Here is an 18989-nt window from a genome sequence, read left to right on the forward strand (position 1 = left end):
ACGGAGTATCCACTGCGCGCCGGTCTAGCGAGCCGGCCATCCCCACCCTACCCCTCTTAGCCCGGCAAGTCCGGGCATTTTTTCGCCTGTATGACGACAGCGAGACAGGACGCTGCCGCATGCACGCGACCACGAGGTCATAGACATGAACGAAATGTACCTAAACGACGGAGACGCAACCTTGGTCGGAAGCTTCACCAAGGTTTGCTGGGATCGCGATAACGGGCAGCGCTACCAGTTCGGATTCAAGCCTAACCGTGGAAAGAAGTTTGTCGTGATGCTGCTTGGCGAGGCTGACAAGACCGCCGAAGACTTCGACCTTGAGGCCGCGCTAAATCGCCTTGGATTTTACCGGAGGGAGCAGCCATGACCGCCATCCGCAAGCTGCAGGAAGCGTATGACGCTTTGGTGCCTGACGACTCGCCTACCTGGGCCGAGAGTTCGGAGTGGGCGAACATCCACTACGCCGCAGTCGACGACCTGATCAAGCGCGGCTTCGTGCGCTTCAACGGCAGGAAGCTGATCGAAGCTGACGTGCTTTGCATCAAGGTGCAGGACGCCGCTGAGAAGGCCATCAAGCAGGACCACGAGTGCAACCTGGGCCAGTTGTTGGTCGCGCTCAAGGCGTGCAACTACGACGAAGCCAGACGCCTCGCTGACCTCTTCCTCAGCAAGGACAAAATCCGCGATCTGGCCGGCGATCTGGTCAACGCGAAGGAAGACGAAATCTACCGGCTGTATGTGCAGGAGGCGGCATGAGCTACTTCATCGAAACCGATCTGCCAATACCCGATGCAAACGGTGACGGGCAAGGAACTGATTGCCTGCGTCTCGACCCTATTGCGCGGGCAAATCGTCCACCAGCAGTGGGAGTTGTGGATGCCAGCAACCTCGCACAGCTGGCAGGAACTGACCTTTTTCAGTGGTATGGGCGCCGTAGAAGCGGCTACTGGACTCCGTTCGGCAAGGTGTTGCAGATCACCGACGAGGGAATTCAAGCACTCCGCGATGAACTGAACACCTGCGCCGATTACAAGCGTCGGTACATCGAGTCACTTGTTTCAAGGCTTCTAAAAGCTAGGGAGTCAACATGAGCATCATCCGAGAGAACCTGATGACTCGCCCCGGTTACACGCCCTACTGCGGGAACATGGATAAGTGCACCGTCATGCCTCGCACGAATTGGACTGGTGAACAGTTCAAATGTGGCTGCTGCGGTTGGGAGTCGAAGTTTCCAGCCGACTTCATCGCTGAGTACAAGGCCAAGTGGCATCCGGAGGTGAAGACTTGAACATCATCGCGCCCAACTTCCCCGCCATAATCCAAGCCCTGAGAAATCAGGGCTTTTCATATCTGGAGTTCAGGAGATCGCCGTTTAAGTGCAAGGGACGGTGGGTCTGTGAAATGGAGGTGCAGAAATGAGCCGAGAGTACTTCACCGCCGTGTTCAAGATCAGCGATCAGGCCAAGTTCATGGAGCTGGCGAAGCAGATCACCACGAGCATGGCTGAGCAATCAGACCTGAGCGGCGCGGTAGTCACTGGCGCCGGCTGGTGCGACGAGATGACAGCCGCAGACAACATGCGCGCTTGGCTCGACAACCGAGGCGAGGACACAGAATCCATCGAGCGAGGTGAAGCATGAAGCTCAAGACCATCGACCCAAGCTGGGTATGGGCACTTGCCCTGATGATTCTGTTCTTCAAGGCCCTCGACGTTGCGAACGGCTGGACTGCTGAGTCACCTGCCTACCCCATCACGCACGCCAGCACGGGGCGCCGGTAAGCCGGATAGCCGTGAGCCGGTTGGCGGTTAGTCCGGCGCCATCAACGCCGCCAGATGTGGTCTGGAGCGCACCTTTCGCCGGCTAGTACAGCGGTTTTCTCACGCCTGGATGACAAATCCGAGTGGCGCACGTTACGCGCCTTTCCCTTCTATCTGGAGAACGATATGACCGATTGCATGATCGAGATGCCCCGCTACCAAAGCCACAAGCAGGTTTGGGCACTGAAGCTTGAGCGAATAGACGTCGATGCGAATTTGCTTCACCCCGTCGACAAGGCTTACGCCCCAATAGCCATGCCGGCAGCGTGGATGGCAAAGCATCAACCGCAAGCTGGTGGCTACTTCGTCAGCTACAAGGACGGATACCAGTCGTACTCGCCAGCCGAGGCATTCGAAGAAGGAAACACACCGCTGGGCGATCGCAATGCCGATATTCACAGTCTGCTCACCTTCTACAACGTGGAAACCATGAGCCAGCTTGTGGCTGAGATGGATGGACACGTGAAGCAGCTGCAAGAGCGCCTTCGCCCATTCCTGAAAGAACCGCACCAGATCAACCGAGTGCGAGAAGGCTAAGAATCAACCCCTCCCTTCACTGGCTGCGCATGCGCGGCGAGGTATTACCACATGAGCAATCTTGCGGTCATCGAGCAAGATGTCTACGGGGCTCGCAGCTCCTTCGCGTCCGTGCTGACCGACTCGGCACTCAACTTCGAACGTGAAGCAGAGTTCGCCATCCAGACCTTCCAGAACAACGACTACGCCGCGAAGATCGCTTCCAGCAACCGTCAGTCGGTCGTCAACGCAGTGACCAACATCGCGGCAATCGGGATCAGCCTGAATCCGGCGAAGCGCCAGGCCTATCTAGTTCCGCGTGACGGGCGTATCTGCCTGGACATCAGCTACATGGGCCTGATGGATCTTGCTATGGCTACCGGCTCGATCCTGTGGGCGCAGGCAGAACTGGTCTACGCGCACGACTCCTTCTCCCTCAACGGCTTCGATAAGCCGCCCACCCACTCCTACAACCCATTCGCCAAGGAGCGCGGGGAGATCGTAGGTGTGTACGTGGTAGTGAAGACGGCAGACGGCGACTACCTGACCACCTGCATGAGCCGCGATGACATCGATGGGATCATGAACCGCTCCCAGTCGGTGAAGTCAGGCAAGTCTTCCCCCTGGAAGACCGACTACGGCGAGATGGCGAAGAAGACGGTCGTGAAGCGGGCCTACAAGTACTGGCCGAAGACAGACCGCCTGGACAAGGCAATCCATCACCTGAACACCGATTCAGGCGAAGGGCTGGCAAGTCTTGCGGCAAACGCGCAGGGCGGCGAGCTCGCCGAGAAGTGGATAGCCCAGGTAGTTAACGCCGAATCGCTCGATGCACTGCAAAGCGTGTGGCTCGCCGGTAAGGCCGAAATGCAGTCAGCCCGCGATGTGCAGTCATTCGCCAAGTTCAAAGAGGCCGTGAAGCAGCGTCAAAGCGCGCTTGCCGTGCAGCCTGAGCCTATTGAGGCGGAGGTGGAACATGATCCAGCAGACTGATGATTGGTTCGCCCAGAGGCTCGGCAAGGTAACGGCGAGCAAGGTGAAGGATGTAATGGCAAAGGGGCGCGGAGGCGCCCCTTCTGCTGTCCGCACCAACTACATGATGCAGCTTCTGTGTGAACGCCTGACCGGAGCGCGAGAGGAAGGCTACACAAACGCAGCCATGCAGCGCGGCAACGACTTGGAGCCTATCGCGCGCTCGGCATACGAGATGTACGAAGACTGCGAGGTACTGGAGGTAGGACTGATCCTGCATCCTAGCATCGAAGGCTTCGGTGCAAGTCCCGATGGGGTGATCTTGCTGGACGACGGCCGCCGCGGTCTGGAGATCAAATGCCCGAACACAGCCCAGCACATCGCTGTGATTCAGTCTGGCAAGCACGACACGCAGTACGAGTGGCAAATGCTCGCCCAGATGGCCTGCGCTGAACTGGAATCTGTCGACTTCGTGTCCTTCGACGACCGCCTGCCCGATGAACTGCAGTACGTCTGCTTCCGCTACCACAGGGACGATGCGCGCATCCGCGAGATGGAGGCTGAGGTTAAGGCGTTCCTGGACGAACTGGCAGCGCTTGAGGCTGACATGCGCGGGAGGATGGCCGCATGAGAACCATCATCACCGCCCAGCTATTCGGCAAGAAGCTGTCGATCCCCTTCTCCGAGATCACGCACTTCACCAGCGGCGACAAGTACGTCAGTGCGCATTATCCGGGCGGTGAACTGCTGCTGGATGAGGCCCTGAAGCGCATCGAAGACGAGTTCGGTGACTACCTGACGCGAACACATCGCAGCGCTCTCGTGAAGACTCACCTGATCGTCCACTTGGTGCGCCACATAGCATCGAAACGCGGCGAGGTTCAGTTGGAAGGCGTAGACGAGCTGATACCAGTCAGCGAGACATGCCTGCGCCGCATCACTGGCGTCATCGAATCACGTCGGCGTCTAGCCGCATGAATCCCTTGCACCACGTCACCTAGGGGCCGCAATGGCCCCTCTTTTTCGCCTGAGGTGTGCCATGGAAACAGACTTCCCCGAGATTGAAGAACCCTGCGAGGCGGACGCTTGGCAGGAGATCGTGCACTGCGAGCACAAGCTGAATCACGACGACATTGACCGGCTGATGGCTGAGTTTCTGGCCAGTGGCGGCGCAGTGCAGGAGATCGGATTCGGCCAGCGCACTGACCTGATCCCGGTCTTCAACGGCCAGTTCATCCACAAGAGTTCACCGCTCGAACGCATGCACGAAGTTGCACGTCGCCGCAGCGCTGAGTCCCGCATCGCGCTGGGTGACGCCGATCTGATCAAGCGGATGGACGCAGAGATCGAAACCTTCCCCACCCGCAAGCACATGATGCGCGCCCTGCACATCAGCAACGACCGAATCCTGCGGCTGATCTACACGCACTTCCGCGATGACACGCGGTTTGCGCTGATGCTGACCCGCAAGGACATCAATGCGCAGCGCCTCTGGGAGGAACGCCATGAACAGGCAGCAGCTTGAGTACCCAGAGAACACCGCCGAGTACCAGGACGGCATAGAGGCCAAGCAGCTTGGCCTGACCGAGCGCGCTTGCCCTTGGGGACTCCACGAACTCGACCGCCGCTGCCGTTGGCTGGCCGGCTACCACGACACCGTCCTTGATCGGAGGGAAGCAGCATGAAAGGCCTCGACAAGTCAGACAAGCAACGCAAGATCGAGTCGATCACCAACCAGTCTTTCGACGACATCTTCGAATCCGCACGACGCCAAGCCGAGGCAGACGCCCTGCTCCGCAGCTGCAAACACATGACCGGCCAGCTCAGCACCATCGGCGGCCAGCAACTCAGCGAAGACATCTGCGAGTACTTCAGGAAGTACGGCGCGCAGCAGGAGAAGGCAGCATGACCGAGAAGAAGATTCCTGAGTGGCTGAGCCTGTCTGCCGATGTGGCTGTGGTGAAGCTTTCGAAGCCAGTGACCTGCAACGGCGTCGAGGTCGACGATCTCAGTCTGCGCGCTCCAACCGTGCGCGACATTCGCATGGCCAGCAAGTTGGCTTACGACGACGAAGAGCGCGAGCTGAATCTGTTCGCCGCACTGATCCGCATCGGTCGTGACGAACTTGAAGACCTGAAGCTCAGCGATTACCAGCGACTCCAGCACGCCTACTTCATGCTGGTTCGGGAGGATTCGGAATGAATCGAGAACACGAACTGAGCGCCGAACTCGACAACTACATCGCAGGGCTTCGGATCGAGAACATCAACCTGAAGCTGGCGGCGAAGAAGGCACAGGAGCTAATTTCTGATGCCGTTGATTGGATTCCCGTTGGCACTGTCATGCGCTCAAACGTAGAGGCCTTCCTCGCCTCGCAGCAGGGGGAGCAGTGCCAGCAATGCAGCGGCTCCGGAACGGTTTCTGACAGCGACGGCTGCGGAGTCTGGTACATCGGCTGCCCAAGCTGCCCACCGGAGCACCCCGAGCAGGCAGAGGGCGCGCAGGGGGAGCTGGCAGTCCTGGCATGGCTTGAGTCGAAGCTGAACGACATGCCGGCATGGTTCGGCGGCGAGGATCACACCAGAACCAGCGGCTGGATGCGCGACCAGTTCATCCTGCTGATTCAGGAAGCCCGCGCCGCCCTGGCGCAACCCTCCCCGGCTTGCTCCACCTGCAACGATACCGGCATGGTCGATGATGGCGAGATAACCCATTCCGAAGGCGGCATTCCCTACGAAAACGGGCCGGTGAAGTGCGTGAAGGATTGCCCGACCTGCAAAGCGCAACCCTCCCCGGCGCCGGAGCTGGTCAACGCCCTGCGGCAGTATCAGCACAACGACTGTTCCGGCGTTGTGTTCGGCTACGACAAAGCCGAGACCGAGCGTATCGTCGCGGCGCTGCGCGTGGAAAATTCCAATTTGCAGGTTCGGCTTACTGGAATGACATTCGACCGTAACTGCCGGCGTGAAGAACGCGACGCCGCCCAGGCCAGGGTCGCGGAGCTGGAGAAGCTGAGCCGCGCGCACGATCCGCTGCGAATCGGGCTTTCCGCAATGCTCGGTTCGTTCAAGGTAGCGGCCAACGCTGAGCAGGAAGGAACGCTGCGCATGGCTCAACAGTTGTTCGACGCCACCGCTGACGCTCGCTACGGCGACTTCAAGAACAAGGCCGTCGTTGACCGGCTGATTGCTGGGCTCGCCTCCCCGGTCTCCCAGGCTGGGCAGGTGCCGGAGGGCTGGAAGCTGGTTCCGACTAAACCAACCATTGAAATGGTAGAGGCTGGTTATGAAGAATCGTTCGGTAAGCCGGACCGCAGCGAGCACGCCCGCGTCATAGAGCAGTACGATGCCATGCTCGCCGCCGCGCCGGCGCAGGGAGGGGCTGATCCCGAAGAGGATTGGCACCGCGATATGCAACTGAACGACGATCGAGATCGCGCGGATTACTTGGACAGTTTGGAGGACGGCGGTGATGAGTGACGTAAAGCGCTGGGAGCCTGAGAACACCATCGTCGGCTACAACATGCGGCCAGACCCTGAAGGTTCGTTCGTGCTGCATGAGCACTACGCCAAGCTCGAAGCCGAGGCCCAGGCGCTCAGGGAGGAAGTCGCAGCTGCGCACGGCCGCGCTGACACACTTGAGCATCGCATGATGGGGATGATGACCCGGCACTTTGCTGAGGCTTGGCGGAAGCGTGACACGACGAAGGAACTCGACGGCTACCTTTCTGCTGGAATCGCAGAGCTTGAGCGCGACCGTGATGCGGCGCTGGAGGAAGTCGCAACCCTGCGCGCAAGGGTGGTGGTTGATGAGCATGCCGAGTTCGAACGCTTGTTCAGCATCTACAAGATGAAGCGCCATCACCACGGCGTAGGCGGTTATACAGACTTCATGACTCACTGCGTATTCGAAGCGTTCCAGGCTGGAGTGCGCATCAACGGCAAGGCGGTGAGCGAGGGGCTGTTGCGCAGTGCGGTCGAGTCAATCCTGCGCCTAGCGGAGAAATCGGAACCCGTGCTCAGCCTGAAAGGGATGCGAGAGACAGGTAACGTCGACGTGAAGCTAGCAGACGAGCTGAGCACCCTCCTCCACCCCTAACCAGCCACCCCAGCACCAACCTCTAACCCGCTTAGCTGCTGGGTTTCTCTTCATAAAAGTGGCGATTCAGCATCAGCATACCCGCCACCTATTTCCCCTTAACCGCACACCCGTATGGGAGGCATTCGCATGTCTGGAATTCGAGAAGCGTTTGAAGCGTGGGCTTCCAGTCATTTCGTTGACGTAGGAAGCGGCAATCCGCTCAAGAAAGGACCTAATGGTCACTATGGCTTCTATGTCGTAGCAACGGCATGGAAAGCCTGGCAAGCCAGCCGCGCGGCTCTGAAGGTGGAGCTGCCGGCAGAGGTATATCCGCATGAGGTTGATCACAAGACCGACCTTCCACTCTACCAAGCCGGAGCGGTAGCAGACGTCCTCCAGCAAGCCGGAATAGAGGTGAAGTAGCCATGACCGACAATCCTATCGACGCCAAGGTGCTTAAGCACCTGCGCAAGATTCAAGGATCTACCGCCTGGGCAATGCGTCACGCCATTGGTGAGGACAGGCCGACGATCAGCAAAGCCCTTAATCGGCTCAAGCGCAAAGGGCTGGTTGAGTGCAACGGAACTCCCTACTGGGTCGCAACAGGACTGCGAGGTACGCACGCATGACCGACCTAACCAAGCTGAAGGAGCTGGCGGAGCGGGCTACGCCGGGGCCGTGGACGACTGACGCAGCCCAAAGTGTCATTGCGGACAGCGATCAACTCAACAGCGGCTGGGTGATCTGCGAATGCTTCGGCTCTGACGAGAAGGCGAATCGTAACTTCATCAAGGCAGCCAACCCCGCAGCAGTTCTGGAGCTGATTGCCGAGGTGGAGCTGCTGCGCGGTCATGTCACCGATCTTGAGGAGGCGCGGGATACCAGAGTGTCTGAACGGCTTGCTCTGATCGACGGATTGAGCAAGGACGCCGAGCGGTACCAAGCGATTCGGTGCACAGCCTACGTCTCCGGCAAAGGCTGGCAGTTCATGTGCTATTTCAAGCCAATAAACCCATACGCCTATAACCTTCGCGGCGATAGGAAGTATCCAGATATCGACGCTGCAATCGACGCAGCCCTGGAAGGAGGCGGGAGATGAGCGAGCACGAACCCTGCATTGGCCACTCAGATGACTGGTATACGCCGCCGGACATGCTGCAGGCGATTGGCGAGCGCTTTGATCTCGACCCCTGCAGTCCAGGCGCATCGCACTGGGTTCCGGCTGACCGCGTGTTCACCATCAGCGATGACGGCCTGGCACAGCCTTGGGATGGGTTCGTATTCATGAACCCACCATTCGGCGGAAGGAATGGGCACGTGCCGTGGCTGGAGAAGTTCCTGGACCACGGCAACGGCATTGCCATCGTCCGCGCCTACACCAGCGCCGCCTGGTTCCATGAACATGCCGTAAAGGCTGACGCGATGCTCTTCCCGCGCGGCAAGACGAAGTTCATCAGGCCTGATGGAAGTATCGGCGGGTCGCCTGGGCACGGCGTCGTGCTTCTGGCCCGCGGTGAACGCGCGAAAGCTGCACTACAGCGATCTGGACTTGGCCTGTACGTCGACCTTAGTCACGCAGCCTAACCCTACCCCACTCACACCTCCGCACTGCGGATAGATGAGGTATTGCCATGAAGACAGCCATCTACATCGAGGACGGTGTGGTCCAGCTGGTGATCACGCCTGAAGGTGAGTTCGAGAAGAACGCGCTGGAGTCGTTCGAAGACAAGCCTATGGAAGCCAAGATATTCGCTGGGTCGTTCTACGACTGCCGGGGTGGATGGACACGGCAGGCTCGGCACAACCCTCATGCCTTCGGCTTCGCCGACAAAGAAGACCGCAGCCTGATCATCCGCCTGGCGCAGCAGAACCCGGCCTGACAGGCCACCCCCCATCCTTGCCCGACGCGGGCGCCCTCTCAGGCCAGGTCCTGGCCGGAAGCATACACCCACCCTCACCTATCAGCCCCGGCTCACCGGGATTGAGGCATTCATGCAGCTTATTTCCGTGACTGACGCGGCCAAGATCCTTGGACTGGGGCGCTCGACCACCTATCGACTTGCCCAGGAAGGCGACCTCCCCGTCGTGCGCATCTCGAAGAACACCATCCGCATCCACAAGGAGCGGCTGATCGCGATGATTGAATCCAGCCTCCCGGCTGCTACCCTACCGCCCGCGGGCGGCGTGGAGGAAACCCCATGCCCTACAGAAGGAAAGGCTCGCCGTACTGGTGGGTCAGCTACAAAGCGTCAGATGGAACGTACGTTAGACGATCTTCTGGCACCGACGACCACAACGCCGCAAAGGCCATAGAGCAGGCCGAGCGGGCTAAGGCGTGGAAGGAGAAGGAGCTGGGAGTCGACCCGGATCGGTCGTTTGAAGAAGTGATGGTCGAGTATCTGCGCCACGCCGGACAGCATCAGCGCAGCTACACGACCACACAGCACAGAGTTAAAGCCTTGCGGGTCCATTTTGCCGGAGTGGTGATGAACGATCTAGCCGGCAAGGACATCAGGGAGTACGCCAGCCGGCGCACGGATGAAGGGAAGTCGACCGCGACGGTCAACCGGGAGCTTGCAGCGCTGTCTGCTGCGATTAACTGGTGCAACGTTGAGCTGGAGTGGCACCTGCCAAATCCGGTCAAGGGGCGCACGCTGAAGGAGGCGGAAGGCAGGGTCAGATGGTTGACCAGGGCGGAAGCCGAATCACTGTGCCGAGCGGCGCGTCAGCAGAAGTTCGGTCAGATGCTCGAGGATTTCATCCGCCTGGCTGTGAATACCGGCTGTCGGAAAGAGGAAATGCTCGGCTTGGAATGGCGACGAGTGGATATGGCAAACCGCCTGATCTACCTGGAAGGCCACCACACGAAAGCGGGGAAACGGCGAAGCATTCCGATCAACCAGGGCGCAATGGACGCCCTGACGCGACGGATGGCATACCGCGCTTCGCACTGCCCGGATTCGGAATGGGTGTTCTGCAGGGGTGATGGGGATCGGGTGATCTGCCTGCGTACCGGCTTCGAGAAGGCCTGTACGACGGCGAAGATCAATAACTTCACCATCCACGACCTGCGCCATACCTGTGCCGCGTGGCTGGTCTCTGCGGGCGTATCGTTGACTGAGGTGCGGGATCTGCTGGGGCATTCGACGGTGCAGATGACCGAGCGGTATGCGCACTTGGCGCCGGCAAGAGTCAGGGATGCGGTCGGGCTGCTTGATTTGCCCGTGTCACAATCTCGCTACAGCGAAAATCCAGTGCGTCTAAACGAGGGAGGCTTGAAGCTTGTAAGTACTTGATTTGAAAGATGGTGCGGACGGAGAGACTCGAACTCTCACAGCTTGCGCCACTGGAACCTAAATCCAGCGTGTCTACCAATTTCACCACGTCCGCAGGGTACCGCAGAAACGAAAACGCCAGGCTCAAGGCCTGGCGCTTCGGAATATGGGGTGGACGATGGGAATCGAACCCACGACACCAGGAGCCACAATCCTGTGCTCTACCAACTGAGCTACGCCCACCATATTACACTTGCTTGTACCGAACGCCACATGGCGCACCCGGCAGGACTCGAACCTGCGACCATCCGCTTAGAAGGCGGATGCTCTATCCAGCTGAGCTACGGGCGCTTTAAGTGGCGGCAACCCTTGCTAAGCAGACTCAGTGAAAACCACCGAATCGGTTGGCACCGCCTCTTTCGTGTTTCAGGCTGTGCTCGGCAAGCGGGGCGCATGTTATCGATGAGGCCATACCCCGTCAACAACTTTTTTAAAAAAAATTCAAAGAGATAAAGGAGTTACGCCAAATCAGGGGCTCCCGCCTTTGCCTTATGGAGGCAGCGTGCGAAAATGCGCGCCTTCTTTTCACCCGCCTTAATGGTTATCCCCCCGACATGACTGCAAAACTGATCGACGGCAAAGCGATCGCCGCCAGCCTCCGCCAGCAGATTGCCCAACGCGTCAACGAACGCCGCCAGCAAGGACTGCGCATCCCCGGCCTGGCAGTGATCCTGGTCGGCAGCGACCCCGCCTCTCAGGTCTATGTCGCGCACAAGCGCAAGGACTGTGAAGAGGTCGGCTTCCTCTCCCAGGCGTACGACCTTCCCGCCAGCACCACCCAGGAAGAACTGCTGTCGCTGATCGACCGCCTGAACGCCGACCCGGCGATCGACGGCATTCTGGTGCAGCTCCCCCTCCCCGCCCACCTCGATGCCTCCCAGCTGCTGGAGCGCATCAACCCGGACAAGGACGTGGACGGCTTCCATCCTTTCAACGTCGGCCGCCTGGCTCAGCGCATCCCGCTGCTGCGCCCCTGCACGCCGAAGGGCATCATGGCCCTGCTGCAGAGCACCGGTGTCGACTTGTACGGCCTGGACGCCGTCGTCGTAGGCGCCTCCAACATCGTCGGCCGGCCCATGGCACTGGAACTGCTGCTGGCCGGCTGCACCGTCACCGTCACCCACCGCTTCACCCGCGACCTGGCCGACCACGTTGGCCGTGCCGATCTGGTCGTGGTTGCCGCCGGCAAACCCGGCCTGGTGAAGGGCGAATGGATCAAGGAAGGCGCTATCGTCATCGACGTAGGCATCAACCGCCAGGAAGACGGCAAGCTGGTGGGCGACGTGGAATATGACGTGGCTGCCGAGCGCGCCAGCTGGATCACCCCGGTTCCGGGCGGCGTCGGCCCGATGACCCGCGCCTGTCTGCTGGAAAACACCCTGTACGCCGCCGAACACCTGCACACCTGACAGGTGTTCGACGAGCAAGAAAAAGGCCGCTGATCAGCGGCCTTTTTCATTTCGGGACTGCGATTACTCGGCGAGACGCCAGGTAGTACCGCCCTTGCCGTCTTCCAGCACCACGCCCAGAGCGGTCAGCTCGTCGCGGATGCGGTCGGATTCGGCCCAGTTCTTCGCCGCGCGGGCATCCAGGCGCGCCTGGATCAGCGCATCGACCTGCGCCGCATCGACCTTGCCGGCCGCGCCCGCCTGGAGGAACTCGTCAGCGTCCATCTGCAGCACGCCTAGCAAAGCCCCCAGTTCACGCACGCGTGCAGCCAGCGCGGCAGCCGTTGCCGGATCGCTGTCACGCAGGCGGTTGACCTCGCGTACCATCTCGAACAGCACGGCGACCGCTTCCGGCGTACCGAAATCGTCATCCATCGCTGCACCGAAACGCTCGACGAACTCCTCGCCACCCTGGGCAGCCACCTTCGGAAGGCCGCGCAGCGCGGTGTAGAAGCGCTCCAGCGCGCCCTTGGCTTCCTTCAGGTTGTCTTCGGAGTAGTTGATCGGGCTGCGGTAGTGACTGGAGACCAGCAGGAAGCGCACGACTTCCGGGTGGTACTTTTCCAGCACTTCGCGAATGGTGAAGAAGTTGCCCAGGGACTTGGACATCTTCTCGCCGTCCACGCGCACCGCGCCGGCATGCATCCAGCTAGCGGCATAGAGCTTGCCGGTGGCTGCCTCGCTCTGGGCGATTTCGTTCTCGTGGTGCGGGAACACCAGGTCCGGGCCACCGCCATGGATGTCGAAGGTCTCACCCAGGCAGCAGGTGGACATCACCGAGCACTCGATGTGCCAGCCCGGGCGACCGGCACCCCAGGGCGACTCCCAGCTCGGCTCGCCCGGCTTGGCGCCTTTCCAGAGCACGAAGTCCAGCGGGTCTTCCTTGGATTCGTCGACCTCGATGCGCGCACCGATGCGCAGGTCTTCGATCTTCTTGCGCGACAGCTTGCCGTAGCCGGCGAACTTGCCGACCCGGTAGTAGACGTCGCCGTTACCGGGCGCGTAGGCGTAGCCCTTGTCGATCAGGGTCTGGATCATCTCGTGCATGCCGGCGATGTGACCGGTGGCGCGCGGCTCGATGTCCGGACGCAGGACCGACAGGCGTGCCTCGTCCTCGTGCATCGCGGCGATCATGCGAGCGGTCAGGTCTTCGAACGATTCGCCGTTCTCCTGGGCGCGACGGATGATCTTGTCGTCGATGTCGGTGATGTTGCGCACGTAGGTCAGGTCATAGCCGCGATGGCGCAGCCAGCGGGCGATGACATCGAACGCCACCATTACGCGGGCGTGGCCGATGTGGCAGAAGTCGTAGACGGTCATGCCGCACACGTACATGCGTACCTGGTTGCCGACCAGTGGCTTGAAGGTGTCCTTGGTCTTGGACAGCGTGCTGTATATCTGCAAATCAGCCATCCCTTACTGCCCCCAGGAATCGCGCAGGGTCACGGTTCGGTTGAACACCAGGGCGCCAGCCTTGGAATCCTTGGCGTCGGCGCAGAAGTAGCCTTCGCGCTCGAACTGGAAGCGATCCTCGGCGCTGGCGCTGGCCAGCGACGGCTCGGCGCGGCAGCCCTTGAGCACCACCAGGGATTCGGGGTTGATGTTGTCGAGGAAGCTGCCGCCCTCTTCCGACTTCTCCGGGTTGGCGGAGCGGAACAGACGATCGTACAGGCGCACTTCGCACTCGACGCTCTCGGCGGCCGGCACCCAGTGGATCACGCCCTTGACCTTGCGGCCCTCGGGGTTCTTGCCCAGGGTGTTCTCGTCGTAGCTGCAGCGCAGCTCGACGATGTTGCCGGCGGCGTCCTTGATGGCTTCATCGGCGCGGATCACGTAGCTGCCGCGCAGGCGCACTTCACCGCCCGGGATCAGGCGCTTGTAGCCGGCCGGCGGGACTTCTTCGAAGTCGCTTGCGTCGATGTAGATTTCGCGGCTGAACGGCAGCACGCGCACGCCCATGTCCTGCTTCGGATGGCGCGGCAGTTCGAGGTTCTCGACCTGGCCTTCCGGGTAGTTGGTGATGACCACCTTCAGCGGCTTGAGCACGCACATGGCGCGGCCGGCGTTGGCGTCGAGGTCGTCACGGATGGCGAACTCCAGCATGCCGATGTCTACCAGGCCGCCGGCGCGGTTCACGCCGATCATGTCGCAGAAGGCACGGATCGACGCCGGGGTATAGCCGCGGCGGCGGTAGCCGGAGAGGGTCGACATACGTGGGTCGTCCCAGCCATTCACGTGGTTCTCATCCACCAGTTGCTTGAGCTTGCGCTTGCTGGTGATGGTGTAGTTCAGGTTCAGGCGCGCAAATTCGTACTGGCGCGGCTGGGCCGGGACCGGCAGGTTGGCCAGGAACCACTCGTACAGCGGGCGGTGATCCTCGAACTCCAGGGTGCAGATGGAGTGGGTGATGCCCTCGATGGCGTCCGACTGACCATGGGTGAAGTCGTAGCTGGGATAGATGCACCACTTGTCGCCCGTCTGGTGGTGATGCGCATGACGGATGCGATAGAGGATCGGGTCGCGCAGGTTGATGTTCGGCGAGGCCATGTCGATCTTCGCGCGCAGCGAACGGGCGCCGTCCGGGAACTCGCCGGCCTTCATGCGAGCGAACAGGTCCAGGTTCTCTTCTACCGAGCGATCACGGAACGGGCTGTTCTTGCCCGGCTCGGTCAGCGAGCCACGGTAGGCGCGCATCTCCTCGGCGTTGAGGTCGCAGACGAAGGCCTTGCCGGCCTTGATCAGGTCTACCGCCCAATCGTGCAACTGGTCGAAATAGTTGGACGCGTAGCGCACCTTGCCGGCCCACTCGAAGCCCAGCCACTTCACATCGGCCTCGATGGCGTCGATGTATTCCTGGTCTTCCTTCGCCGGGTTGGTGTCGTCGAAGCGCAGGTGGCAGTCACCGCCGAACTCCTTGGCCAGGCCGAAGTTCAGACAGATGGACTTGGCATGACCGATATGCAGGTAGCCGTTGGGCTCCGGCGGGAAGCGGGTGACGATCTTCTGGTGCTTGCCACTGTCCAGGTCGGCCTGGACGATGGGACGCAGGAAGTTGGCGGCAACAGTGGCTTCTTTCGTATCGGCGGTAGGCTTGCTCATGGTGTCCTTGATCATTCCGTCGTTCAGCCAGGGTAGGCCGGCCAAACCAAAGCGCTTATCATAGCCGAAGCTGTCAACCCCCTGACAGGCCTTCGATTTTTCCAAAGAGCGGAATTCCCTGATGACTACCACCGTCAAACTGCAGACCAACTTCGGCGATATCACCCTTGAACTGTTCGACGACAAGGCGCCGGAAACCGTGGCCAACTTCAAGGAGTACGTTAAGGCCGGCCACTACGACAACACCGTGTTCCACCGCGTGATCAACAACTTCATGATCCAGGGCGGCGGTTTCGAGCCGGGCATGAAGCAGAAGAGCACCCGCAAGTCGATCAAGAACGAGGCCAACAACGGCGTCGGCAACAAGATCGGCACCGTTGCCATGGCCCGCACCATGGAGCCGCATTCGGCCAGCGCGCAGTTCTTCATCAACGTCGCCGACAACGACTTCCTCAACCACAGCGCGCCGACCGTGCAGGGCTGGGGCTACTGCGTGTTCGGTGAAGTGAAGGACGGCATGGACGTGGTCAACAAGATCAAGACCGTCGCCACCACCATGCGCTCCGGCCACCAGGACGTACCGGCCGACGACGTGATCATCGAGAAAGCCGAAATCATCGGCGAGTGAGTCGATGAGCGTCCTGTTCATCTCGGACCTGCATCTCGAAGCGGAACGCCCGGACATTACCCGGGCGTTCTTGCATTTTCTCTCCACCCGCGCCCGCAGCGCGCAAGCGCTGTACATCCTCGGCGACTTCTTCGAAGCCTGGATCGGTGACGATGGCATGGACGAGTTCCAGCACTCCATCGCCCGCGCCCTGCGCGAACTGTCCGACCGCGGCACGCGCATCTACCTGATGCACGGCAACCGCGACTTCCTGATCGGCAAGGCATTCTGCCGCGAAGCCGGGTGCACCCTGCTGCGCGACCCGAGCCTGATCGACCTGGGCGGCGAGAAGATACTGCTGATGCACGGCGACAGCCTGTGCACCCTCGACGTGGCCTACATGAAGCTGCGCCGCTGGCTGCGCAACCCGCTGACGCTATTCATCCTGCGCAACCTGCCGCTGGCCACCCGCCACAAGCTGGCTCGCAAGCTGCGCAAGGAAAGTCGCGCGCAGACACGCATGAAGGCCAGCGAGATCGTCGACGTCACCCCGGCGGAAGTGGAGAAGATCATGCGCGACAAGGGCGTGCGCATCCTCATCCACGGCCACACCCACCGCCCTGCCGTCCACGAACTGGAGATCGACGGCCGCCCCGCGCGGCGCATCGTCCTCGGCGACTGGGATCGCCAGGGCTGGGCGCTGGAGGCCGACGAACAGGGCATGCGGCAGGCGCCCTTCTCTCTCTGATCGGCATGGCCACTCCTGTAGTGGCCTTCTGATGCCGACCGACCCGCACTATCAGACGTTTCCACTTGACCGACACCCGCGACCTTACGCAGCATCGCCGGTTTGCTCACTCAAGGAAGAAACATGCTGATCTCCAAGGGAAATCTCATCAAATTCGGCGCCGCTCCCCTGGCGCTGGTCGCTGCCGGCTTCATTCTGTTCAACGGAGTCTTCTTCTATAACGAAGCGGGCTTCATGACCCATGTGCGGACCATCTTCGGCGACGAGAAGATCGTCGACGACGTGGGCTACGCCACCAAGTGGTTCGGCCGCGCCACCACCTGGAAGAAGGCCATCAGCGTGCAGTCCGTCCTGATCATGGACGACAACGACAACAACCCGGACAACGACGGGTTGGGCGCGACTATCGAAGCCTTCCCCATCGTCTTCCTCGGTAACGTCGACGCCAAGGTGGAGTCCTCCGCGCGCTTCCGTCTGCCTGGCGGCGATCAGTTCCTGAAGATGGCCCAGGAGTACCGCAACCCGGACAACTTCATCCGTACCGCGCTGATCCCGGCGATCAAGGAAACCCTGCAGGCCACCGCCTCGTTGATGACCGCCGACGATTACTACGCCGGCGCCCGTAGCGAATTCGCCGCGGAGTTCGAGAACCAGCTCAACGACGGCCTTTACCTGATCAAGCGCAAGGAAGTCCGCGGCCCGCGCGGCGCCGTCCCGCACCAGACCGCGATCCTCCAGGCCGGCACCGAACAGGGCAGCTTCGGCGATAACAATGCCAGCCAGTTCATCACCGAGAAGGTCACCGACGGCAAGGGCATCCCGGTGCGCAAGCAGCAGCAGTTCCGCAAGTTCGGCGTGGAAGTGGTCGAAGCGCGCATCACCAACGTCGACCCCAACCCGCAGTACAAGCAGCGTATGGTCAAGGTGCAGCAGGCCCTGGCTGAGCTGGCCGTGGCCCGTCAGAACCGCCTGAAGGAAGAGGAAGAGAAACTGTTGGTCACCGCACGCGGTGAAAAGGAGGTGGAAGCCAAGCGCCAGGAAACCCTGCGCGACCAGATCGAGCGCACCACCCAGGCGGAAACCGAGAAGCAACTGGCCGTCATCAACGCCGAACGCGAGAAGCAGCGCGCCGAGATCGAAAAACAGACCGCCGAACTGCTGCGCGACAAGGCGGCAGTCACCGCGCAAGCCACCAAGATCACCGCCGACGCCGATGCCTACGCCCGTGAAGCGGTGATCAAGGCGGACGGCGCGCTGCAACCCAAGCTGGATGCGCTTATCGCCATCAACAAGGTCTGGGCTGAAGCCGCCGCTCAGGCACCTGTCCCCAGCGTGATGATGGCCGGCAGCCCAACTGGCGCCAGCAGCCGCCAGGACGAGATCGGCCAGCTGATGGGCGTTCTAGCGACCAAGGCCGCGCGCGACCTGGCACTGGACCTGAAGGTAAAAGACTGACGCCGCATCTGTAGGCGTGAGCTTGCTCGCGAACCAGCCCAGCGCCGGAGCTGCCGGAAAATCCGTTCGCGAGCAAGCTCGCTCCTACGAAGAACCAAGAAAAAAGCGCCCTGGTGGGCGCTTTTTTTGTTGCGAGGCGCGAGTCAGGCCGCCAGCTCCGCCGGCACGCCGCTGTGAAAACGGAATTCGCTGTCCGGCGACTGGATCAGGCCAGCCTCTACCTCTCGAATCTCCGCCACGCGGCGGTCGATATCGGCGTCATCGCCATAACGGCGCGCCAGGCTCAGATAGCCCTGGAAATGCCGCGCCTCGGATTTCAGCAGCGAGCCGTAGAACTTCGCCAGGTCGGCATCCAGGTGATCCACCAGCGCAGCGAAACGCTCACAGCTGCGGCATTCGATAAAGGCGCCGACGATCAGGGTGTCCACCAGCTTCTGCGGCTCGTGGTTGCGCACTACCGCACGCAGGCCGGAGGCGTAGCGGCCGGCGGAGATCGGCCGCAGCGGGATGCCGCGTTTCTTCAGGATCGCCAGCACCTGCTCGTGGTGGCGCAGCTCCTCGCGGGCCAGGCGCGACATGAAGTTCACCAGCTCCTCGTGGGCGCTGTACTTGGCGATCAGGGCCAGGGCCGTGCTGGCGGCCTTGAACTCGTTGTTCTTGTGGTCGATCAGCATGACCGCCTGATCCCGCAGCGCGGCTTCCACCCACGCATCCGGCGTGGCACAACCGAGGAATTCCCTGATTTCGGACAGCATCTTCTTGCTCCAGACGACTCAGCGCACCGGCGCCTGGCTGGCCGGTGCAATAAAGGCGGAGCATTATACGGGGGCCGCCGCGCGGAACCAGCTTCCGGCGTTGATATGCCTCAACGTCATGAACGGGATATCCCGACTACAGTGGTTCCACA

At 61.1% G+C, this 18989-nt stretch carries 29 protein-coding genes and 3 tRNA genes; 26 read left to right on the forward strand and 6 right to left on the reverse strand.

Annotated features, from left to right (window positions below):
• Nucleotides 1-145: 145 nt before the first annotated feature.
• The 22 genes from G4G71_RS22370 to G4G71_RS22475 all read left to right on the forward strand — a co-directional run bounded on the left by G4G71_RS22370 (nucleotide 146) and on the right by G4G71_RS22475 (nucleotide 10686).
• Complete coding sequence (locus G4G71_RS22370) at nucleotides 146-370, forward strand: hypothetical protein (RefSeq protein ID WP_169937554.1); 225 nt, start codon at nucleotides 146-148, stop codon at nucleotides 368-370.
• On the forward strand, nucleotides 367-759 hold the full coding sequence (locus tag G4G71_RS22375; RefSeq protein WP_169937552.1) for a hypothetical protein: 393 nt from the start codon (nucleotides 367-369) through the stop codon (nucleotides 757-759). The genes G4G71_RS22370 and G4G71_RS22375 overlap by 4 nt, the downstream gene beginning before the upstream one ends.
• Nucleotides 756-1094: a hypothetical protein gene (locus tag G4G71_RS22380; protein ID WP_169937550.1), complete on the forward strand. Its 339-nt coding sequence runs from the start codon at nucleotides 756-758 to the stop codon at nucleotides 1092-1094. The genes G4G71_RS22375 and G4G71_RS22380 overlap by 4 nt, the downstream gene beginning before the upstream one ends.
• Nucleotides 1095-1418: 324 nt before the next feature.
• A complete protein-coding gene (locus tag G4G71_RS22385) occupies nucleotides 1419-1643 on the forward strand; it encodes a hypothetical protein (RefSeq protein ID WP_169937548.1) in 225 nt (74 codons plus the stop codon).
• On the forward strand, nucleotides 1640-1783 hold the full coding sequence (locus G4G71_RS22390) for a hypothetical protein (RefSeq protein ID WP_169937546.1): 144 nt from the start codon (nucleotides 1640-1642) through the stop codon (nucleotides 1781-1783). Before G4G71_RS22385 ends, G4G71_RS22390 begins: the two co-directional genes overlap by 4 nt.
• Nucleotides 1784-1948: 165 nt before the next feature.
• Nucleotides 1949-2359, forward strand: coding sequence for a hypothetical protein (locus tag G4G71_RS22395; protein WP_169937543.1), 411 nt, complete (start codon nucleotides 1949-1951; stop codon nucleotides 2357-2359).
• 51 nt (nucleotides 2360-2410) lie between these two features.
• Entirely contained in the window at nucleotides 2411-3331 is a 921-nt protein-coding gene (locus tag G4G71_RS22400; RefSeq protein ID WP_169937541.1) for a recombinase RecT, read from the forward strand.
• The gene (locus G4G71_RS22405) at nucleotides 3315-3941 is read left to right on the forward strand and encodes a lambda exonuclease family protein (RefSeq protein ID WP_169937538.1); all 627 of its coding nucleotides are present in this window, start codon (nucleotides 3315-3317) and stop codon (nucleotides 3939-3941) included. Before G4G71_RS22400 ends, G4G71_RS22405 begins: the two co-directional genes overlap by 17 nt.
• A complete protein-coding gene (locus G4G71_RS22410) occupies nucleotides 3938-4288 on the forward strand; it encodes a LytTR family DNA-binding domain-containing protein (protein WP_169937536.1) in 351 nt (116 codons plus the stop codon). Before G4G71_RS22405 ends, G4G71_RS22410 begins: the two co-directional genes overlap by 4 nt.
• Nucleotides 4289-4349: 61 nt before the next feature.
• Complete coding sequence (locus G4G71_RS22415) at nucleotides 4350-4835, forward strand: hypothetical protein (protein WP_169937534.1); 486 nt, start codon at nucleotides 4350-4352, stop codon at nucleotides 4833-4835.
• Nucleotides 4816-4995 (forward strand): hypothetical protein, encoded by a 180-nt coding sequence (locus G4G71_RS22420; protein ID WP_169937531.1) that lies wholly within the window; start codon nucleotides 4816-4818, stop codon nucleotides 4993-4995. The genes G4G71_RS22415 and G4G71_RS22420 overlap by 20 nt, the downstream gene beginning before the upstream one ends.
• A complete protein-coding gene (locus tag G4G71_RS22425) occupies nucleotides 4992-5219 on the forward strand; it encodes a hypothetical protein (RefSeq protein ID WP_169937529.1) in 228 nt (75 codons plus the stop codon). The genes G4G71_RS22420 and G4G71_RS22425 overlap by 4 nt, the downstream gene beginning before the upstream one ends.
• Complete coding sequence (locus tag G4G71_RS22430) at nucleotides 5216-5512, forward strand: phage tail assembly protein (RefSeq protein ID WP_169937527.1); 297 nt, start codon at nucleotides 5216-5218, stop codon at nucleotides 5510-5512. Before G4G71_RS22425 ends, G4G71_RS22430 begins: the two co-directional genes overlap by 4 nt.
• Entirely contained in the window at nucleotides 5509-6789 is a 1281-nt protein-coding gene (locus G4G71_RS22435) for a hypothetical protein (protein WP_169937525.1), read from the forward strand. Before G4G71_RS22430 ends, G4G71_RS22435 begins: the two co-directional genes overlap by 4 nt.
• Nucleotides 6782-7408, forward strand: coding sequence for a hypothetical protein (locus tag G4G71_RS29905; protein WP_205896248.1), 627 nt, complete (start codon nucleotides 6782-6784; stop codon nucleotides 7406-7408). Before G4G71_RS22435 ends, G4G71_RS29905 begins: the two co-directional genes overlap by 8 nt.
• 129 nt (nucleotides 7409-7537) lie before the next feature.
• Nucleotides 7538-7813: a phiTE_015 family protein gene (locus tag G4G71_RS22445; RefSeq protein WP_169937523.1), complete on the forward strand. Its 276-nt coding sequence runs from the start codon at nucleotides 7538-7540 to the stop codon at nucleotides 7811-7813.
• A gap of 2 nt (nucleotides 7814-7815) precedes the next feature.
• A complete protein-coding gene (locus tag G4G71_RS22450; RefSeq protein ID WP_169937521.1) occupies nucleotides 7816-8019 on the forward strand; it encodes a winged helix-turn-helix domain-containing protein in 204 nt (67 codons plus the stop codon).
• Nucleotides 8016-8489 (forward strand): ead/Ea22-like family protein, encoded by a 474-nt coding sequence (locus tag G4G71_RS22455; protein ID WP_169937519.1) that lies wholly within the window; start codon nucleotides 8016-8018, stop codon nucleotides 8487-8489. Before G4G71_RS22450 ends, G4G71_RS22455 begins: the two co-directional genes overlap by 4 nt.
• Nucleotides 8486-8974, forward strand: a complete 489-nt coding sequence (locus tag G4G71_RS22460; protein WP_169937517.1) for a DNA N-6-adenine-methyltransferase — start codon at nucleotides 8486-8488, stop codon at nucleotides 8972-8974. Before G4G71_RS22455 ends, G4G71_RS22460 begins: the two co-directional genes overlap by 4 nt.
• A 47-nt stretch (nucleotides 8975-9021) precedes the next feature.
• Nucleotides 9022-9270, forward strand: a complete 249-nt coding sequence (locus G4G71_RS22465; RefSeq protein ID WP_169940293.1) for a hypothetical protein — start codon at nucleotides 9022-9024, stop codon at nucleotides 9268-9270.
• Between the two features lie 112 nt (nucleotides 9271-9382).
• Nucleotides 9383-9703 carry a helix-turn-helix domain-containing protein gene (locus tag G4G71_RS30275; RefSeq protein WP_169940295.1) on the forward strand — a complete coding sequence of 107 codons (321 nt, stop codon included), beginning with the start codon at nucleotides 9383-9385 and terminating at the stop codon, nucleotides 9701-9703.
• Nucleotides 9589-10686, forward strand: coding sequence for a tyrosine-type recombinase/integrase (locus tag G4G71_RS22475; RefSeq protein ID WP_169940297.1), 1098 nt, complete (start codon nucleotides 9589-9591; stop codon nucleotides 10684-10686). Before G4G71_RS30275 ends, G4G71_RS22475 begins: the two co-directional genes overlap by 115 nt.
• Nucleotides 10687-10695: 9 nt before the next feature.
• On the opposite strand, the gene G4G71_RS22480 is transcribed toward G4G71_RS22475, so the two are convergent.
• The 3 genes from G4G71_RS22480 to G4G71_RS22490 all read right to left on the reverse strand — a co-directional run bounded on the left by G4G71_RS22480 (nucleotide 10696) and on the right by G4G71_RS22490 (nucleotide 11016).
• Nucleotides 10696-10780 (reverse strand) — tRNA-Leu (locus tag G4G71_RS22480).
• A 52-nt stretch (nucleotides 10781-10832) separates the two neighbouring features.
• Nucleotides 10833-10908: transfer RNA gene (locus G4G71_RS22485), tRNA-His, on the reverse strand.
• 31 nt (nucleotides 10909-10939) lie between these two features.
• A tRNA-Arg gene (locus tag G4G71_RS22490) sits at nucleotides 10940-11016 on the reverse strand.
• Between the two features lie 263 nt (nucleotides 11017-11279).
• Here G4G71_RS22490 and folD point away from each other — a divergent pair.
• A complete protein-coding gene (gene folD, locus G4G71_RS22495) occupies nucleotides 11280-12134 on the forward strand; it encodes a bifunctional methylenetetrahydrofolate dehydrogenase/methenyltetrahydrofolate cyclohydrolase FolD (protein WP_169940299.1) in 855 nt (284 codons plus the stop codon).
• 63 nt (nucleotides 12135-12197) lie between these two features.
• Here the strand turns inward: folD and cysS are convergent, their stop codons facing one another.
• Both cysS and G4G71_RS22505 read right to left on the reverse strand, forming a co-directional pair.
• Nucleotides 12198-13586: a cysteine--tRNA ligase gene (gene cysS, locus G4G71_RS22500; protein WP_169940301.1), complete on the reverse strand. Its 1389-nt coding sequence runs from the start codon at nucleotides 13584-13586 to the stop codon at nucleotides 12198-12200.
• A 3-nt stretch (nucleotides 13587-13589) separates the two neighbouring features.
• Nucleotides 13590-15272 carry a glutamine--tRNA ligase/YqeY domain fusion protein gene (locus tag G4G71_RS22505; RefSeq protein ID WP_169942756.1) on the reverse strand — a complete coding sequence of 561 codons (1683 nt, stop codon included), beginning with the start codon at nucleotides 15270-15272 and terminating at the stop codon, nucleotides 13590-13592.
• 121 nt (nucleotides 15273-15393) lie between these two features.
• On the opposite strand from G4G71_RS22505, the gene G4G71_RS22510 reads away from it, so the two are divergent.
• The 3 genes from G4G71_RS22510 (at nucleotide 15394) to G4G71_RS22520 (ending at nucleotide 18082) form a co-directional block, all read left to right on the forward strand.
• Nucleotides 15394-15900, forward strand: a complete 507-nt coding sequence (locus tag G4G71_RS22510; protein ID WP_024765728.1) for a peptidylprolyl isomerase — start codon at nucleotides 15394-15396, stop codon at nucleotides 15898-15900.
• 4 nt (nucleotides 15901-15904) lie between these two features.
• On the forward strand, nucleotides 15905-16627 hold the full coding sequence (lpxH, locus tag G4G71_RS22515) for a UDP-2,3-diacylglucosamine diphosphatase (RefSeq protein ID WP_169940303.1): 723 nt from the start codon (nucleotides 15905-15907) through the stop codon (nucleotides 16625-16627).
• Nucleotides 16628-16750: 123 nt separating this feature from the next.
• Nucleotides 16751-18082 carry an SPFH domain-containing protein gene (locus tag G4G71_RS22520; RefSeq protein ID WP_169940305.1) on the forward strand — a complete coding sequence of 444 codons (1332 nt, stop codon included), beginning with the start codon at nucleotides 16751-16753 and terminating at the stop codon, nucleotides 18080-18082.
• Between the two features lie 143 nt (nucleotides 18083-18225).
• On the opposite strand, the gene G4G71_RS22525 is transcribed toward G4G71_RS22520, so the two are convergent.
• Complete coding sequence (locus G4G71_RS22525; RefSeq protein WP_065084157.1) at nucleotides 18226-18837, reverse strand: MiaE family protein; 612 nt, start codon at nucleotides 18835-18837, stop codon at nucleotides 18226-18228.
• Nucleotides 18838-18989: the final 152 nt, after the last annotated feature.

Source organism: Pseudomonas multiresinivorans (assembly GCF_012971725.1).
Classification (GTDB): domain Bacteria; phylum Pseudomonadota; class Gammaproteobacteria; order Pseudomonadales; family Pseudomonadaceae; genus Pseudomonas; species Pseudomonas multiresinivorans.

Bases quoted from the DNA above. Each gene is read 5' to 3' on its own strand.
- G4G71_RS22460 (WP_169937517.1), top strand. From the start codon at position 8,486: ATGAGCGAGCACGAACCCTGCATTGGCCACTCAGATGACTGGTATACG.
- G4G71_RS22390 (WP_169937546.1), top strand. From the start codon at position 1,640: ATGAAGCTCAAGACCATCGACCCAAGCTGGGTATGGGCACTTGCCCTG.
- G4G71_RS22450 (WP_169937521.1), top strand. From the start codon at position 7,816: ATGACCGACAATCCTATCGACGCCAAGGTGCTTAAGCACCTGCGCAAG.
- G4G71_RS22525 (WP_065084157.1), bottom strand. From the start codon at position 18,837: ATGCTGTCCGAAATCAGGGAATTCCTCGGTTGTGCCACGCCGGATGCG.
- G4G71_RS22420 (WP_169937531.1), top strand. From the start codon at position 4,816: ATGAACAGGCAGCAGCTTGAGTACCCAGAGAACACCGCCGAGTACCAG.
- G4G71_RS30275 (WP_169940295.1), top strand. From the start codon at position 9,383: ATGCAGCTTATTTCCGTGACTGACGCGGCCAAGATCCTTGGACTGGGG.
- G4G71_RS22415 (WP_169937534.1), top strand. From the start codon at position 4,350: ATGGAAACAGACTTCCCCGAGATTGAAGAACCCTGCGAGGCGGACGCT.
- G4G71_RS22475 (WP_169940297.1), top strand. From the start codon at position 9,589: ATGCCCTACAGAAGGAAAGGCTCGCCGTACTGGTGGGTCAGCTACAAA.
- G4G71_RS22400 (WP_169937541.1), top strand. From the start codon at position 2,411: ATGAGCAATCTTGCGGTCATCGAGCAAGATGTCTACGGGGCTCGCAGC.
- G4G71_RS22425 (WP_169937529.1), top strand. From the start codon at position 4,992: ATGAAAGGCCTCGACAAGTCAGACAAGCAACGCAAGATCGAGTCGATC.
- lpxH (WP_169940303.1), top strand. From the start codon at position 15,905: ATGAGCGTCCTGTTCATCTCGGACCTGCATCTCGAAGCGGAACGCCCG.
- G4G71_RS29905 (WP_205896248.1), top strand. From the start codon at position 6,782: ATGAGTGACGTAAAGCGCTGGGAGCCTGAGAACACCATCGTCGGCTAC.
- G4G71_RS22435 (WP_169937525.1), top strand. From the start codon at position 5,509: ATGAATCGAGAACACGAACTGAGCGCCGAACTCGACAACTACATCGCA.
- G4G71_RS22510 (WP_024765728.1), top strand. From the start codon at position 15,394: ATGACTACCACCGTCAAACTGCAGACCAACTTCGGCGATATCACCCTT.
- folD (WP_169940299.1), top strand. From the start codon at position 11,280: ATGACTGCAAAACTGATCGACGGCAAAGCGATCGCCGCCAGCCTCCGC.
- G4G71_RS22395 (WP_169937543.1), top strand. From the start codon at position 1,949: ATGACCGATTGCATGATCGAGATGCCCCGCTACCAAAGCCACAAGCAG.
- G4G71_RS22410 (WP_169937536.1), top strand. From the start codon at position 3,938: ATGAGAACCATCATCACCGCCCAGCTATTCGGCAAGAAGCTGTCGATC.
- G4G71_RS22455 (WP_169937519.1), top strand. From the start codon at position 8,016: ATGACCGACCTAACCAAGCTGAAGGAGCTGGCGGAGCGGGCTACGCCG.
- G4G71_RS22520 (WP_169940305.1), top strand. From the start codon at position 16,751: ATGCTGATCTCCAAGGGAAATCTCATCAAATTCGGCGCCGCTCCCCTG.
- G4G71_RS22385 (WP_169937548.1), top strand. From the start codon at position 1,419: ATGAGCCGAGAGTACTTCACCGCCGTGTTCAAGATCAGCGATCAGGCC.
- cysS (WP_169940301.1), bottom strand. From the start codon at position 13,586: ATGGCTGATTTGCAGATATACAGCACGCTGTCCAAGACCAAGGACACC.
- G4G71_RS22370 (WP_169937554.1), top strand. From the start codon at position 146: ATGAACGAAATGTACCTAAACGACGGAGACGCAACCTTGGTCGGAAGC.
- G4G71_RS22430 (WP_169937527.1), top strand. From the start codon at position 5,216: ATGACCGAGAAGAAGATTCCTGAGTGGCTGAGCCTGTCTGCCGATGTG.
- G4G71_RS22380 (WP_169937550.1), top strand. From the start codon at position 756: ATGAGCTACTTCATCGAAACCGATCTGCCAATACCCGATGCAAACGGT.
- G4G71_RS22505 (WP_169942756.1), bottom strand. From the start codon at position 15,272: ATGAGCAAGCCTACCGCCGATACGAAAGAAGCCACTGTTGCCGCCAAC.
- G4G71_RS22375 (WP_169937552.1), top strand. From the start codon at position 367: ATGACCGCCATCCGCAAGCTGCAGGAAGCGTATGACGCTTTGGTGCCT.
- G4G71_RS22465 (WP_169940293.1), top strand. From the start codon at position 9,022: ATGAAGACAGCCATCTACATCGAGGACGGTGTGGTCCAGCTGGTGATC.
- G4G71_RS22405 (WP_169937538.1), top strand. From the start codon at position 3,315: ATGATCCAGCAGACTGATGATTGGTTCGCCCAGAGGCTCGGCAAGGTA.
- G4G71_RS22445 (WP_169937523.1), top strand. From the start codon at position 7,538: ATGTCTGGAATTCGAGAAGCGTTTGAAGCGTGGGCTTCCAGTCATTTC.